The 14,055-nt window shown below is 62.9% G+C and carries 16 protein-coding genes; 14 read left to right on the top strand and 2 right to left on the bottom strand.

Annotated elements, in window-relative coordinates:
* The first annotated feature begins 3 nt into the window (after positions 1-3).
* The 9 genes from BT179_RS03580 to BT179_RS03540 all read left to right on the top strand — a co-directional run bounded on the left by BT179_RS03580 (position 4) and on the right by BT179_RS03540 (position 8,913).
* Positions 4-792, top strand: a complete 789-nt coding sequence (locus BT179_RS03580) for a protein phosphatase CheZ (protein WP_072389475.1) — start codon at positions 4-6, stop codon at positions 790-792.
* A gap of 258 nt (positions 793-1,050) precedes the next feature.
* A complete protein-coding gene (locus tag BT179_RS03575) occupies positions 1,051-3,333 on the top strand; it encodes a chemotaxis protein CheA (RefSeq protein ID WP_072389473.1) in 2,283 nt (760 codons plus the stop codon).
* 47 nt (positions 3,334-3,380) lie between these two features.
* A complete protein-coding gene (locus tag BT179_RS03570; protein ID WP_072389471.1) occupies positions 3,381-4,511 on the top strand; it encodes a protein-glutamate methylesterase/protein-glutamine glutaminase in 1,131 nt (376 codons plus the stop codon).
* Positions 4,511-5,251 carry a flagellar motor protein gene (locus tag BT179_RS03565; RefSeq protein WP_072389468.1) on the top strand — a complete coding sequence of 247 codons (741 nt, stop codon included), beginning with the start codon at positions 4,511-4,513 and terminating at the stop codon, positions 5,249-5,251. The genes BT179_RS03570 and BT179_RS03565 overlap by 1 nt, the downstream gene beginning before the upstream one ends.
* Positions 5,252-5,266: 15 nt before the next feature.
* Positions 5,267-6,151 (top strand): flagellar motor protein MotD, encoded by an 885-nt coding sequence (gene motD / locus BT179_RS03560; RefSeq protein WP_072389466.1) that lies wholly within the window; start codon positions 5,267-5,269, stop codon positions 6,149-6,151.
* Between the two features lie 49 nt (positions 6,152-6,200).
* A complete protein-coding gene (locus BT179_RS03555; RefSeq protein WP_053154985.1) occupies positions 6,201-6,992 on the top strand; it encodes a ParA family protein in 792 nt (263 codons plus the stop codon).
* Positions 6,993-7,072: 80 nt separating this feature from the next.
* Positions 7,073-7,960, top strand: coding sequence for a CheW domain-containing protein (locus tag BT179_RS03550; RefSeq protein ID WP_072389464.1), 888 nt, complete (start codon positions 7,073-7,075; stop codon positions 7,958-7,960).
* 70 nt (positions 7,961-8,030) lie between these two features.
* The gene (locus tag BT179_RS03545; RefSeq protein WP_024778681.1) at positions 8,031-8,516 is read left to right on the top strand and encodes a chemotaxis protein CheW; all 486 of its coding nucleotides are present in this window, start codon (positions 8,031-8,033) and stop codon (positions 8,514-8,516) included.
* Position 8,517: 1 nt separating this feature from the next.
* Complete coding sequence (locus tag BT179_RS03540; protein ID WP_072389462.1) at positions 8,518-8,913, top strand: DUF2802 domain-containing protein; 396 nt, start codon at positions 8,518-8,520, stop codon at positions 8,911-8,913.
* 280 nt (positions 8,914-9,193) lie between these two features.
* Here the strand turns inward: BT179_RS03540 and BT179_RS03535 are convergent, their stop codons facing one another.
* Together BT179_RS03535 and BT179_RS03530 are read right to left on the bottom strand one after the other, a co-directional pair.
* Entirely contained in the window at positions 9,194-9,523 is a 330-nt protein-coding gene (locus BT179_RS03535; RefSeq protein WP_072389460.1) for an EscU/YscU/HrcU family type III secretion system export apparatus switch protein, read from the bottom strand.
* A complete protein-coding gene (locus BT179_RS03530) occupies positions 9,520-11,094 on the bottom strand; it encodes a flagellar hook-length control protein FliK (protein WP_072389458.1) in 1,575 nt (524 codons plus the stop codon). Before BT179_RS03530 ends, BT179_RS03535 begins: the two co-directional genes overlap by 4 nt.
* Positions 11,095-11,279: 185 nt before the next feature.
* Here BT179_RS03530 and ccmA point away from each other — a divergent pair, with 185 nt between their 5' ends.
* The 5 genes from ccmA to ccmE all read left to right on the top strand — a co-directional run bounded on the left by ccmA (position 11,280) and on the right by ccmE (position 14,055).
* Positions 11,280-11,915: a cytochrome c biogenesis heme-transporting ATPase CcmA gene (gene ccmA / locus BT179_RS03525; RefSeq protein ID WP_072430260.1), complete on the top strand. Its 636-nt coding sequence runs from the start codon at positions 11,280-11,282 to the stop codon at positions 11,913-11,915.
* Complete coding sequence (ccmB, locus tag BT179_RS03520; RefSeq protein WP_053154995.1) at positions 11,912-12,580, top strand: heme exporter protein CcmB; 669 nt, start codon at positions 11,912-11,914, stop codon at positions 12,578-12,580. The genes ccmA and ccmB overlap by 4 nt, the downstream gene beginning before the upstream one ends.
* Before the next feature lie 94 nt (positions 12,581-12,674).
* Positions 12,675-13,430, top strand: a complete 756-nt coding sequence (locus BT179_RS03515; protein ID WP_072430261.1) for a heme ABC transporter permease — start codon at positions 12,675-12,677, stop codon at positions 13,428-13,430.
* Positions 13,427-13,603 carry a heme exporter protein CcmD gene (gene ccmD, locus BT179_RS03510; protein WP_072389451.1) on the top strand — a complete coding sequence of 59 codons (177 nt, stop codon included), beginning with the start codon at positions 13,427-13,429 and terminating at the stop codon, positions 13,601-13,603. Before BT179_RS03515 ends, ccmD begins: the two co-directional genes overlap by 4 nt.
* The gene (ccmE, locus tag BT179_RS03505) at positions 13,600-14,055 is read left to right on the top strand and encodes a cytochrome c maturation protein CcmE (protein WP_072389449.1); all 456 of its coding nucleotides are present in this window, start codon (positions 13,600-13,602) and stop codon (positions 14,053-14,055) included. Before ccmD ends, ccmE begins: the two co-directional genes overlap by 4 nt.

The raw sequence follows: 14,055 nt of genomic DNA, 5'->3' as shown, positions 1-14,055 counted from the left end.
GCTATGGAGCATAACGAATCTTCAATGGGCGATTTCGAATCGACCCTGAAAAAACATGCCCGCGAACTGGTCGATAGCCTTGAAAAAGGCCGCTTCGGCGACGCTGTCCAGATGATCCACGAGCTCAACCAGACCCGGGATCGTGGTCTGTACCAGGAAGTCGGCAAGCTCACCCGTGAACTGCACAGCGCAATCGTCAATTTCCAGATCGACCCGAACATGCCGCAGGCCGAGGAGGTCTCGCAGATCACCGACGCGACCGAGCGCCTGTCCTACGTGGTCAAGCTGACCGAGGCCGCGGCCAACCGCACCATGGACCTGGTGGAAAGCGCTACGCCCCTGGTCAACGGCCTGGGCGACGAAGCCCAGGCCCTGAGCGCCGATTGGGGTCGGTTCATGCGGCGGGAGGTCGGGGCTCAGGAATTCCGGGAGCTGGCTCGCCGTGTCGACGGTTTTCTGACACGCAGCAGCGCCGACAACCGCGCCGTGGCGAACAACCTCAACGACATTCTGCTGGCCCAGGACTATCAGGACCTGACCGGGCAGGTGATCAAGCGCGTGACCCAACTGGTCACCGAAGTCGAAAGCAATCTGCTCAAACTCGTGCTCATGGCCAGTCAGGTGGACCGCTTTGCGGGCATCGAACATGACCGTGCGGCGATGCTCGCTGAAAAAGATCCAAAAAAACATCTCTCCCAGGGTGAAGGTCCGCAAATTCATGCCGATAAAAGAGAAGACGTTGTATCCGGTCAGGACGACGTGGACGATTTGTTGTCCAGCCTTGGATTTTGAGTTTGTAGGTCGTGATAACGGTTAATACCGATCGCGCCGTGCCCCACAAGGCGCAAGACCCAGGCACGAGGAGTGTGGTTTGGTCTTACCAAATGAACGACGAGTAACGACGGATTGCGCCTTGTGGGGCGCACCCCGAGAGGTTGGAGTCCAGAGCGCGCCATGCTGCGTTGCAAGCCTTGCCGGGCACGCTCACGACACCAATGCGATCCGGGATTAACCGTCATCACGACCTACCTGTTTTAGGAGCAGCCATTAATGAGCTTCGGCGCCGATGAAGAGATCCTTCAGGATTTCCTGGTTGAGGCCGGCGAGATTCTAGAGCAACTGTCCGAACAACTGGTCGAGCTGGAAAGCCGGCCTGACGATGCGGATCTGCTCAATGCAATTTTTCGCGGTTTCCACACTGTAAAAGGAGGCGCCGGCTTCCTCCAGCTCAACGAGCTGGTGGAGTGCTGTCACATTGCCGAGAACGTGTTCGACATCCTGCGCAAGGGTGAGCGTCGCGTTGACTCGGAGCTGATGGACGTGGTGCTTGAAGCACTGGATGCGGTCAACAGCATGTTCAGCGAAGTGCGCGAGCGCTCGCCCATTACCCCTGCCACGCCTGAGCTGCTCGCCGCGCTGTCGCGCCTGGCCGAGCCGCAATCGGCCGACGAAGCCGCTCCGGCTGAAGAACCCGCTGTCGAAGAGCCTGTCGCCGAAGAACCGGTGGCGCAAGAGTCGGGCGATATCACCGATAACGAATTCGAACAACTGCTGGACTCCCTGAGCGCCGTCAAGGCTGAAGCCCAGGTCCAGGCCCCGGTAGCGCCAGCGGCGCAAGCCGCCGATGGCACGGCCAGCGACGAAATCACCGATGCCGAGTTCGAGTCGCTGCTCGACCAGCTCCACGGCAAGGGCCAGTTCGCCCCGGATGCCGTCGCCCCGACGCCAACACCTGCGGCCCCCAGCGCGGCAGGCGACAACTCCGACATCACCGACGATGAATTCGAAGCGCTACTCGACCAGTTGCATGGCAAGGGCACGTTCGCCGTTGACGCGCTGGAGTCGGCCATCGCTTCTGCACCGGGCTCGGACAAACCATCCGCCGCGGCGGCCGGCAGCGACCTGATCACTGACCAGGAATTCGAATCGCTGCTCGACGAACTGCACGGCAAAGGCAAGTTCAGCGAAGTCGGTACCGCCACTGCCGCATCGACGGCCGCGCCGGCCGCCAAGGCTGCGCCCAAGCCCGCTGCCAAGGCGCCGGAAAGCAAGGCGCCCCAAGCCAAGGCCGAGACGCCTGCGCCGGCGGCCGCGGCCAAGCCAGCCGCCCCGGCACCTGCTCGCGCAGCCGCTGCCGCGCCAGCGGAAAAACCGACCAGCGAAGCCGAGACAACCGTTCGGGTCGACACCGCGCGCCTGGACGAGATCATGAACATGGTCGGCGAACTGGTGCTGGTGCGTAACCGTCTGGTGCGCCTGGGCCTCAACAGCCAGGACGAAGCCATGTCCAAGGCGGTGTCGAATCTCGACGTGGTCACCGCCGACCTGCAGACCGCGGTCATGAAGACCCGGATGCAGCCGATCAAGAAAGTCTTCGGGCGCTTCCCGCGCCTGGTACGAGACCTGGCTCGCCAGCTCAAGAAAGAAATCAACCTGGAACTGGTGGGTGAAGAAACCGACCTGGACAAGAACCTCGTCGAGGCCTTGGCCGACCCGCTGGTCCACTTGGTGCGCAACGCGGTCGACCACGGCATCGAGTCGCCGGAAGAGCGCGAGGCCGCCGGCAAGGTCCGCAGCGGCAAGGTGATCCTGGCCGCCGAGCAGGAGGGTGATCACATCCTGCTGTCGATCTCCGACGACGGCAAGGGCATGGACCCCGAGATATTGCGGGCCATCGCAGTGAAACGCGGTGTGATGGACAAGGATGCCGCCGACCGCCTCAGCGACACCGAGTGCTACAACCTGATCTTCGCCCCGGGGTTCTCCACCAAGACCGAGATTTCCGACGTATCGGGCCGTGGCGTGGGCATGGACGTGGTGAAAACCAAGATCTCCCAGCTCAACGGTTCGATCAACATTCATTCGGTCAAGGGTTCGGGCTCGAAGATCCTCATCAAGGTGCCGCTGACCCTGGCGATCATGCCGACCCTGATGGTGATGCTGGGCAACCAGGCCTTCGCCTTCCCATTGGTCAACGTCAACGAGATTTTCCACCTCGACCTGTCGAAGACCAACGTGGTGGACGGCCAGGAAGTGGTGATCGTGCGGGACAAGGCGCTGCCGCTGTTCTACCTCAAGCGCTGGCTGGTCAGCTCCGCCGCCCATGTGGAGCAGGGCGAAGGCCATGTGGTGATCCTTTCGGTCGGTACCCAGCGGATCGGCTTCGTCGTCGACCAGCTCGTGGGCCAGGAAGAAGTGGTCATCAAGCCGTTGGGCAAGATGCTCCAGGGCACCCCGGGCATGTCCGGCGCCACCATCACTGGCGACGGCCGCATCGCGCTGATCCTCGATGTGCCAAGCATGCTCAAGCGTTACGCCACACGGCGTATTTGATTCTGGGGGGCGTGGCCCAGGGCCGCGCCTCGTCTAACGGAGTGTTTATGGTAGTTAAAGTCCTGGTGGTGGACGATTCGGGGTTCTTCCGCCGCCGCGTCTCGGAAATTCTTTCAGCGGATACGAGTATTCAGGTCGTCGGCACCGCGACCAACGGCAAAGAGGCGATCGATCAGGCCCTGGCCCTCAAGCCGGACGTGATCACCATGGACTACGAGATGCCCATGATGGATGGCATCACCGCCGTGCGGCATATCATGCAGCGCTGCCCGACCCCGGTATTGATGTTCTCCTCGCTGACCCACGAAGGCGCCCGGGTGACCCTCGATGCGCTGGACGCCGGCGCGGTGGATTTCCTGCCGAAGAATTTCGAGGACATCTCGCGCAACCCCGACAAGGTCCGGCAGTTGCTCTGCGAGAAGGTCCACAGCATTTCCCGCAGCAACCGGCGCGTGAGTGCCTACAGCCCACCGGCCCCGGCGCCGGTGTCCGCGCCTGCGCCTGCCCCGGCTTCATCGGGTGGTTTCAATCCGGCGCCGGCGCGCAGCGCTGCGCCTGCTGCGCCAACCCGTGCCGCGCCCGCCGCCACGGCCTCGTCGCCGGCGCCCAAGCGCAAGGCCTACAAACTGGTCGCCATCGGTACTTCCACCGGTGGTCCGGTGGCGCTGCAGCGGGTCCTGACCCAGTTGCCGGCCAATTTCCCGGCCCCCATCGTGCTGATCCAGCACATGCCCGCCGCGTTCACCAAGGCATTCGCCGAGCGCCTGGACAAGCTCTGCCGCATCAGCGTCAAGGAAGCCGAGGATGGCGATGTCCTGCGTCCCGGCCTGGCGCTGCTGGCGCCGGGTGGCAAGCAGATGATGATCGATGGCCGTGGCGCGGTGAAAATCCTCCCTGGCGACGAGCGCCTGAACTACAAGCCTTGTGTGGATATCACCTTCGGTTCCGCCGCGAAATCCTACGGCGACAAAGTTCTGGCGGTGGTGCTCACCGGCATGGGGGCCGATGGTCGCGAAGGCGCGCGCCTGCTCAAGCAGGGCGGCAGCACGATCTGGGCCCAGGACGAAGCCAGCTGCGTGATCTATGGCATGCCCATGGCGATTGTCAAAGCGGACCTGGCCGACGGGATATATGGCCTGGACGATATCGGTAGACACCTGGTCGAGGCGTGCCTGTAATGGATGTGCTCAGCCTGATCGGCATCATCATGGCGTTCGTCGCCATCATCGGTGGCAATTATCTGGAAGGCGGCCATCTCGGGGCCCTGGCCAACGGCCCGGCCGCGTTGATCGTGCTGGGCGGCACCATTGGGGCCGCTTTGCTGCAGTCACCCATGAGCGCCTTCAAGCGCGCCATGCAGGTGCTGGTCTGGATCCTGTTCCCGCCACGGGTCGACCTGGCCGGTGGCATCGATCGCGTCGTGAACTGGAGCCTGACCGCCCGCAAGGAGGGCTTGCTCGGTCTGGAAGGGGTGGCTGACGCCGAACCGGACAGCTATTCGCGCAAAGGCCTGCAGCTGCTGGTGGACGGCGCCGAGCCGGAAGCCATCCGCAGCATCCTGGAAGTGGATTTCTATACCCAGGAAAGCCGTGACATCGAAGCAGCCAAGGTGTTCGAAAGCATGGGCGGCTACGCACCTACCATCGGCATCATCGGTGCGGTCATGGGCCTGATCCACGTGATGGGTAACCTGGCCGATCCATCGCAACTGGGCAATGGTATCGCCGTGGCTTTCGTCGCCACGATCTATGGCGTGGCCAGCGCCAACCTGGTGTTGCTGCCCATCGCCGCCAAGCTCAAGGCCATCGCCCTGCGCCAGTCGCGTTATCGTGAAATGTTGCTGGAGGGCATCCTGTCCATCGCCGAGGGTGAGAACCCGCGTTCCATCGAGTTGAAGCTCCAGGGCTTCATGGACTGATGGGGGATAGGGACAATGGCACGCCGCAGACAGCATGAAGAGCACGTCAACCACGAACGCTGGCTGGTTTCCTACGCCGACTTCATCACCTTGCTGTTTGCCTTTTTCGTGGTGATGTACTCGATCTCGTCGGTCAACGAAGGCAAGTACAAGGTGATTTCCGAAGCGCTGCTCGGCGTCTTTACCGACTCGGACCGCGCCCTCAAGCCTATCCCCATCGGCGACGAACGCCCCAAGACCACGACGCCGGCCAAGCCGTTGGTCAGGGACGCCGAGCAGGTGGATGCCGGCATCGCCGGCGGCAGCGATCCGCTGAAAAGCATTGCCGACGACATCAGCGCCGCGTTCGGCGACCTGATCAGTTCCAACCAGATGACCGTGCGCGGCAATGAGCTGTGGGTGGAGATCGAGCTCAACTCCAGCCTGTTGTTCGGCAGCGGCGATGCGATGCCCAGTGACATGGCGTTCAACATCATCGACAAGGTGGCGGCGATCCTCAAGCCGTTCGACAACCCGATTCATGTGGAAGGCTTCACCGACGACCAGCCGATCCGCACCGCGCAGTACCCGACCAACTGGGAGCTGTCCTCGGCCCGTTCGGCCAGTATCGTGCGCATGCTTGCCATGCAGGGCGTGAATCCTGGCCGCCTGGCATCGGTGGGGTACGGCGAGTTCCAGCCGGTGGCCAACAATGCCACTGCCGAGGGGCGTGCGCGCAACCGGCGGGTGGTGCTGGTGGTGTCGCGCAACCTCGACGTGCGCCGCAGCCTGACCGGTACCGGCACGGCCCATGCGACGCCGGATGCGGCATTGAAGCGGGCTGGCACACAAACTGCACCGACCTCGGTCAACACACCGGGAAGACCGAGCGCCGTCAATTCTCCGTCACCCGCTTTATAACCGAGCTATTTCTCGGTCGAGCCTGTTTCGGCCGGGAGGAACGATCCGAATGAGAGTCTGGGCAGTTGCCAATCAGAAAGGGGGCGTGGGTAAAACCACCTCTTCCATCGCTTTAGCCGGATTGCTGGCCGAGGCGGGCAAGCGCGTGGTCATTGTCGATCTGGACCCGCACGGCTCGATGACCAGTTACTTTGGCTACGATCCCGATAGCCTGGAGCACAGCAACTACGACCTGTTCCTGCACAAGGGCAGCGTGCCCGAGGGCTTGCCCGGGCAGTTGCTGTTGTCCACCAGCGACGAGCGGATTTCCCTGCTGCCGTCCAGCACCGCCCTGGCCACCCTGGAGCGCCAGTCGCCTGGCCAGAGCGGCCTGGGCCTGGTGATCGCCAAGAGTCTGGCGCAACTGTGGCAGGATTTCGATTACGCGATCATCGACAGCCCGCCGTTGCTTGGCTTGCTGATGGTCAATGCCTTGGCGGCCAGCCAGCAACTGGTGATCCCGGTACAGACCGAGCACCTGGCGGTCAAGGGGTTGGAGCGGATGGTCAACACCCTGGCGATGGTCAACCGCTCGCGCAAGCAATCGCTGGCCTTCAACATCGTGCCAACCCTGTTCGACCGGCGCACCCAGGCTTCTATGGGCACCCTGCGGGTATTGCGCGACATGTATCCCGATGACATCTGGCAAGGCTACATCCCGGTGGACACGCGCCTGCGCGATGCCAGTCGCGCCGGCCTGACCCCTTCGCAGTTCGATGGCAAGAGCCGTGGCGTGCTGGCTTACCGCGCGCTGCTCAAGCATCTCCTGGCCCAGCAGCTCGTTCCACAGCAGGTGGCCTGATTGAACGCGTCCAGAATCATCGCAGGCTCAAGTCCCATGGCATCCATGCCGATAACATTCATATGGGGCGCACTGTTCCAATGAACCGCCCGATCAAGACAACCTCGCGTCCGCAAATGGCCCTGCAGTCTTATCTGGATGGGCTGTTGCAGGAAGCGACCGAAGAATTGCCACCGCCGCCGAGCGTGATCGAGGCCTTGCCTGGGTCCGTCGAAGCCGAGGGTGTACTGGATGAATTCCAGGCGGCCGTGCTCGAAGAGCAGGCCCGTGATGCACGCAAGCCCGTGGTTGCCCCGGTGGCCAAGGCTCCGGTGGTCGAAGCGCCGTCGATAGAGCCGGCCGTGAAAGTGATGGAGGTACCCGCGCCAATCCTGGCGCCGGTCTCGACCGTTGCGCCGTTGTTGCAGGGCCTGGTCAAGCCGGTGGTGGAAGTTCACCTGCCGCCGAGCAGCCCGCCGCCACCGGTGCCGGGAAACGACCGTCCGGCCTGGGCCGCCGAGGCGTTCGAGTGCCTGTTGTTCGATGTGGCCGGGTTGACCCTGGCGGTGCCGCTGGTTTGCCTGGGATCGATTTATTCCCTGGCCGGGCAGGAATTGACGCCGTTGTTCGGCCAGCCGGAATGGTTCCTCGGGATCCTGCCCAGCCAGGCCGGCAACCTGAAGGTGCTGGATACCGCGCGCTGGGTGATGCCGGATCGTTATCGCGACGATTTCCGCCAGGGCCTTCAGTACGTGATTTCGGTGCAGGGCTACGAGTGGGGATTGGCGGTGCATCAGGTCAGTCGCTCGTTGCGCCTGGACCCGAACGAAATCAAGTGGCGCAGCCATCGAGGGCAACGGCCATGGCTGGCCGGTACGGTGATCGAGCACATGTGCGCCTTGCTGGACGTTTCCGAGCTGGCCGAGCTGATCGCCAGCGGCGGGGCAAAACACCTGGGCGGCACCAAGCCGGTCCAGAAACCGAAATAACACAACCGGCGACGCAGGGCGTCACGGGGCAGAACACACCGCCACAGGCGGTTTTTCGAGGGGTCAGGGTATGAATGATAAGGCGTCGTCTCTCAAGGGTTCCGAAGATCCGATCCTGCAATGGGTCACCTTCAAGCTCGATAACGAAACCTACGGCATCAACGTGATGCGCGTGCAGGAAGTGCTGCGCTATACCGAGATCGCTCCGGTACCGGGTGCGCCCAGCTATGTGCTGGGTATCATCAACCTGCGTGGCAACGTAGTCACGGTGATCGACACTCGCCAGCGTTTCGGCTTGAACTCCACTGAAGTCAACGACAACACCCGTATCGTGATCATCGAGGCCGACAAGCAAGTGGTCGGTATCCTGGTGGACAGCGTCGCTGAAGTGGTTTACTTGCGTCAGTCGGAAATCGAAACCGCGCCTAACGTCGGTAACGAAGAATCGGCCAAGTTCATCCAGGGCGTGTGCAACAAGAACAACGAGTTGCTGATCCTGGTCGAACTGGAAAAAATGATGAGCGAAGAAGAATGGTCGGAACTGGAGAGTATCTGATTTGATCCTTGAGGTAGCAGTCATTGTCCTGTTCCTGTTCTGGGCCGGTACGCTGGCGATGTTCCTGGCCTACATCCGCGCCCAGCGGCAGATCGCCGCGCAGCAGGCCCAGGGCGATGCGCTGCGCGATCAGCGCATCAAGGACCTGGCCAAGCGTGTCGACGATTACCAGAACGGCACCGTGCGCATGGGCGAAGCCCTCCATGAACTGCGCGCCGTGGTCGGCCCGTTGCCGGACAAGCTGGCCCAGCTGGAACAGCGCGACCCCTCGAGCCTTTCTTTCGCCCAGGCCGCGCGTCTGGTCGGCATGGGCGCCAGCGTCGACGAACTGACCCAGGCCTGCGGCTTGACCCAGGCCGAAGCGGAATTGATGAGCAAGCTGCATAGAGGCGGCTGACCGCTTCGCCCCAATCGCCTGTGGGAGCGAGCTGGCTCGCTCCCACAGGCTTTTCTGGCGCTCGCCACCGAGTCGGATGCAAGCCGATGTTCAGCGAAACGCCACCCTGTGGCGAGGGAATTCATCCTCGCTGGTTTGCGCAGCAACCCCAAGCAAGACGCCGCGTTCCATCTGCCACGCCCTGTGCTGAGGTTTCAGGGCCGCTTTGCGTCCCAGTGGGAATAAATACCACCGCCCACCGTGGGTGCCAGTCGAGGCGCAGTGGTGCCCCCTCGTTGCCTCAGTAATCGTCTCCGCGATCCGTCACGTCTTTCTCGACACTCGGCGCGTTCGGATCAAAACCCTTGGGAAACTTGCCCTTGAGGGTCCAGGCGAACGCGATGATTTCGGCAATCGTGCGATACAACTCTTCCGGGATACTGTCCCCCAGCTCCAGGCGAGCCAGCAATTTCACCAGCTCGGCATTCTCATAGATCGGTACTTCGCTTTCCCTGGCGATGCGCAGGATTTCCTCGGCCAGGGCTTCGTCGCCCTTGGCGGTGAGGGTCGGGGCATGCTGGCCATCGTACTTGAGGGCAATGGCCTGGCGGGGTTCGGTGTGGGTCGTCATGCGGTTTCGTCCACCCAGCGCTGTTCGAGCCGGGTCTTGGGGCCCTGGGGCGGGGTGCCGAGATGGCAATCGAGGTCGCCCACGTTCAGGCCGCAAGTCACGAGGCGTTCACGCAGGGCCGCCAGATTGCTTTCGATCAGGCTGGCGGTATAGGGGCGTTGCGCCCACAACTGGCTCGACAGGCTGCCGCTGAGCAACTGGACCTGGACCTGTAGCGGCCCCAGCGGCTCCATGTCGAACGCCAGTTCGACCCGCCAGAGCTGCTGTTGTCGGGGCTCGCGTTCTTCCCGAGGCTCGTTCGACTGCTCCCGGGGTGGGGTTTGCTCACGCTGGAACTTGACCTGCAAGGGCACGATGTCCTGCAGGTTACGCATCGGGATTTCCAGTTGCCAGGTACTCATCAGGCGACCGTCGTCGGTCAGGCCGGTCTGTTCCAGGCTCGACAGTTGGTGGCTCTGCAGGCGCGACACGGCGGCCGCGGCGAGGCGCAGCAAATGTTCGAGATCACCTTCGTCGTCCTGCTCTTTCAACAGGCGCGAGGGCAGGGGAAAGCTGGTGGGCTGCGGCTTGGCGCTGACCTGGCCAAGGGTGCCCAGGGCGTTGCGCACGAAACTGGGCAGTGCCTGGGCCAGGGTATTGGCAGCGATGATCGCGCTCAGGTTGGTGGAGGCGGGCAGGGCCGGTGTCAGCTGTGCGACCAGCTTCAGCAGGTCGCCCTTGAGGTCCGGTGCCAGGGCAGGGGGTTGCCCGGCCAGCAGCTTGCTCTCCAGGAACGCACCGCTGGCGGCCAGGGCCTGGGCCAGGCCCTTGGGGGTGCTCAGTTGCTGGACATCCGGCAGGCTGGCCAACAGGCGCGTCACCACGGCGCGCAGCTCGCTACCCGTGTCATCGGTGACGGGCAGGTTCTGCAGGGCGCTGATCAGGCTGTCCAGCGAGCCCTGGCGACTGACCTGGGTCACCAGTTGCTGGCTCACAGCCAGTTGTTCCTGGCGGTTGCTCAGCGGGATGAACTTCAGTGTCTGGGCATCCTGTACCTGGGCGCTGAGCAACGTGCCGATACGCAGCGGCCGGGGACTGTCGATATCCAGGGTTCGGCCGGCCTGGGCGGTGTTGAGCAGGCTCACCAGCGATCGATAGACCACCGGTTGCCCTGGGGCCTGTGGCAAGGCCTGGCTGGTGATGACCTTGCCTTGCAGCAAGGTGCCCACCGGCATCTGGCTGGTGTCGATCCGCGTGAGGGTCGCGACGCTGGAAGCGAGGGCCTGTTGCACGGTAATCGCCAGGTTGCTGGCCGATGGTTGGGTCACCGCCAGGCTGGTGCCCTGAGGCAGCGGCTGGCTGCTGGTGGCCTGTACCGTGGTCTGGCGGCCGCTTTCCAGGGTGACCTTGAGCAAGAGCTGGAATGTCTGGTCCGCCTGCTTGAGGGACAGGACTTCGGCCTGGGCCGTCTGGCCGGTGGCGATCAAGCCTGCGGCGGGCGTGAGCAGCTTGAGCAGCTCACCGCTGACCATCGGCGCACGTGTCGTTGCCGTGGCCTGGGGCAGTGGCTGGATGTTCATGTCGCCTGTCATTTGCGCTTTGACCTTGGGGAAATGTAAAGCTCGGCATGTATAATGCCGCCCGTATTTTCAGGGAGTGGCGAAAATCTCGTCATTGTTTGACGCAGCTCTGTGGAACAGGCCCTCAAAGCATCTATGCTGCACTTCTTTAACGGCCGCAGCACCGCCGACTTGAACCGTATAAGGCCCGCGATCCCTTGACCAGTCCTCTTTTGCAAACCGTCGGCCTCGCCTGTGAGCGAGACTTGCGGCTGCTTTTCGAACACCTCGAATTGAGACTCTCGCCGGGCGATATGGTGCAAGTCAGTGGGCCCAATGGTAGCGGCAAGACCAGTCTGTTGCGCCTGTTGGCCGGGTTGATGCAGCCCACCGCAGGCCAGGTGCTGCTCAACGGCCAGCCGTTGCACAGCCAGCGCGGCGAGCTGGCTCGCAACCTGCTCTGGATCGGCCACGCCGCCGGTATCAAGGATCTGTTGACTCCCGAGGAAAACCTCAGCTGGCTCTGTGCGCTGCATCGGCCCGCCACACGGGAAGCGATCTGGCAGGCATTGGCGCAAGTGGGGCTGCGTGGTTTCGAGGATGTGCCGTGCCATACCCTGTCCGCCGGCCAGCAGCGCCGCGTGGCCCTGGCGCGTCTATACCTGGACAGCCCGCCGTTGTGGATCCTCGACGAACCATTCACCGCCCTGGACAAGCAAGGGGTGGCGCAGCTGGAGGAACATCTGGCCCGGCACTGCGAAAACGCCGGCACGGTGTTGCTGACCACCCACCATACATTGACCCGGATGCCGTCCGGCTACCGCAATATCGATCTGGGGAATTGGGCCGTATGACTGTGTTTGGCCTGTTGCTTGCCCGCGAAGCGCGTCTGTTGTTCCGCCGTCCGGCCGAACTGGCCAATCCGCTGGTCTTTTTTGCGATCGTCATTGCGCTGTTCCCCCTGGCGGTCGGCCCCGAGACTCAATTGTTGCAAACCTTGTCGCCAGGCCTGGTCTGGGTGGCAGCGCTTTTATCGGTCCTGCTCTCGCTGGACGGGCTTTTCCGCAGTGATTTCGAGGACGGATCGCTGGAACAGTGGGTCCTTTCGTCGCACCCCCTGGCCCTTCTGGTTTTGGCCAAGGTACTGGCACACTGGGTTTTTTCCGGCCTGGCGCTGGTCTTGCTCTCACCGCTCCTGGCGATGATGCTGGGGTTGCCTGCGGCCTGCATGCCGGTGCTGTTGGTGTCGCTGTTGCTGGGTACGCCGGTGCTGAGCCTGCTGGGGGCCGTAGGTGCGGCACTGACGGTGGGGTTGAAGCGCGGCGGCCTGTTGCTGGCGCTCTTGATCCTGCCGTTGTATATCCCGGTCCTGATCCTGGGCAGTGGCGCCTTGCAGGCGGCGCTGCAAGGCATGCCGGCAACCGGTTATCTGCTGTGGCTTGGGAGCCTGACCGCCCTGGCGATAACCCTGACACCCTTTGCAATAGCCGCTGGCCTGAAGATCAGCGTCGGCGAATAATAACTAGGCCTGGTCAAAAATTGACCACTTCCTGTGAAGTAAAGGCAGACCCGGCGGTTCGTGACAGCGAGCCGCGACCGTGATGGAAACAGCAATGAATTGGACCTGGTTTCATAAGCTCGGCTCACCCAAATGGTTTTATGGCATCAGTGGCAGGTTATTGCCCTGGCTGAGCATCGCCGCCGTGCTGCTGATTGGCAGCGGCGTGGTCTGGGGCCTGGCTTTCGCGCCACCGGATTACCAGCAGGGCAACAGTTTCCGCATCATCTACATCCACGTTCCCACGGCGGTGCTGGCCCAGTCCATCTACGTGATGCTGGCGGTGTGCGGTGTGGTGGGGCTGGTCTGGAAGATGAAGCTGGCTGACGTGGCCCTGCAGTGCGCCGCCCCCATCGGTGCCTGGATGACCGCCGTGGCGCTGGTCACCGGCGCCATCTGGGGCAAGCCGACCTGGGGCTCGTGGTGGGTCTGGGATGCCCGGCTGACGTCGATGCTGATCCTGCTTTTCCTGTACTTCGGTCTTATTGCGCTGGGCAACGCCATCAGCAATCGTGAGAGCGCCGCCAAGGCCTGTGCGGTGCTGGCGATTGTCGGGGTGATCAACATCCCCATCATCAAGTACTCGGTGGAATGGTGGAACACCCTGCACCAGAGCGCCACCTTCACCCTCACCGAGAAACCGGCGATGCCGATGGAGATGTGGCTGCCGTTGCTGCTGACCGCGCTGGGTTTCTACTGTTTCTTCGGCGCGGTGCTGTTGCTGCGCATGCGCCTGGAAGTGCTCAAGCGCGAAGCCCGGGCCAGTTGGGTGAAGGCCGAAGTACAGAACAGCCTGGAGGCCGCTCGATGAGTTTCGCTTCATTCGGCGAGTTCCTCGCCATGGGCCATCACGGCCTGTATGTCTGGTCAGCTTATGGCATCTGCCTGGCGGTACTGGTTCTCAACGTGGCGGTGCCGATCCTGGCCCGCAAGCGGTATCTGCAACAAGAGGCGCGTCGTTTGCGCCGGGAGAGTGGTCAGTGAATCCGGTGCGCAAAAAGCGTCTTGTCATCATCCTTGCGATCCTGGTGGGTGTCGGTGCCGCGGTCGGCCTGGCCCTCAGCGCCTTGCAGCAGAACATCAACCTGTTCTACACCCCGACCCAGATCGCCAATGGCGAAGCTCCCAAGGACACGCGCATCCGCGCCGGCGGGATGGTGGAGAAGGGCTCCCTGGTACGCTCCGGGGATTCGCTGGACGTGACCTTCAACGTCACCGACTTCAACAAGACCGTGACCATCACCTACCGGGGCATTCTCCCGGATCTGTTCCGCGAAGGGCAGGGCATCGTCGCCCTGGGCAAGCTCAATGCCGACGGTGTGGTGGTGGCCGACGAAGTGCTGGCCAAGCACGATGAGAAGTACATGCCGCCGGAAGTGACCAAGGCCTTGAAAGAAAGCGGCCAATCGGCCCCCACTCCCGTGAAGGAAGGCTGA

It is taken from the genome of Pseudomonas sp. NFACC43 (genome assembly GCF_900119645.1).
In the GTDB taxonomy this organism is placed as follows: domain Bacteria; phylum Pseudomonadota; class Gammaproteobacteria; order Pseudomonadales; family Pseudomonadaceae; genus Aquipseudomonas.
The sequence above is the reverse complement of the archived record's forward strand: the minus strand, read 5'-3'. Positions and strand labels throughout refer to the sequence as shown.

Bases quoted from the DNA above. Each gene is read 5' to 3' on its own strand.
- BT179_RS03580 (WP_072389475.1), top strand. From the start codon at position 4: ATGGAGCATAACGAATCTTCAATGGGCGATTTCGAATCGACCCTGAAA.
- BT179_RS03575 (WP_072389473.1), top strand. From the start codon at position 1,051: ATGAGCTTCGGCGCCGATGAAGAGATCCTTCAGGATTTCCTGGTTGAG.
- BT179_RS03570 (WP_072389471.1), top strand. From the start codon at position 3,381: ATGGTAGTTAAAGTCCTGGTGGTGGACGATTCGGGGTTCTTCCGCCGC.
- BT179_RS03565 (WP_072389468.1), top strand. From the start codon at position 4,511: ATGGATGTGCTCAGCCTGATCGGCATCATCATGGCGTTCGTCGCCATC.
- motD (WP_072389466.1), top strand. From the start codon at position 5,267: ATGGCACGCCGCAGACAGCATGAAGAGCACGTCAACCACGAACGCTGG.
- BT179_RS03555 (WP_053154985.1), top strand. From the start codon at position 6,201: ATGAGAGTCTGGGCAGTTGCCAATCAGAAAGGGGGCGTGGGTAAAACC.
- BT179_RS03550 (WP_072389464.1), top strand. From the start codon at position 7,073: ATGAACCGCCCGATCAAGACAACCTCGCGTCCGCAAATGGCCCTGCAG.
- BT179_RS03545 (WP_024778681.1), top strand. From the start codon at position 8,031: ATGAATGATAAGGCGTCGTCTCTCAAGGGTTCCGAAGATCCGATCCTG.
- BT179_RS03535 (WP_072389460.1), bottom strand. From the start codon at position 9,523: ATGACGACCCACACCGAACCCCGCCAGGCCATTGCCCTCAAGTACGAT.
- BT179_RS03530 (WP_072389458.1), bottom strand. From the start codon at position 11,094: ATGACAGGCGACATGAACATCCAGCCACTGCCCCAGGCCACGGCAACG.
- ccmB (WP_053154995.1), top strand. From the start codon at position 11,912: ATGACTGTGTTTGGCCTGTTGCTTGCCCGCGAAGCGCGTCTGTTGTTC.
- BT179_RS03515 (WP_072430261.1), top strand. From the start codon at position 12,675: ATGAATTGGACCTGGTTTCATAAGCTCGGCTCACCCAAATGGTTTTAT.
- ccmD (WP_072389451.1), top strand. From the start codon at position 13,427: ATGAGTTTCGCTTCATTCGGCGAGTTCCTCGCCATGGGCCATCACGGC.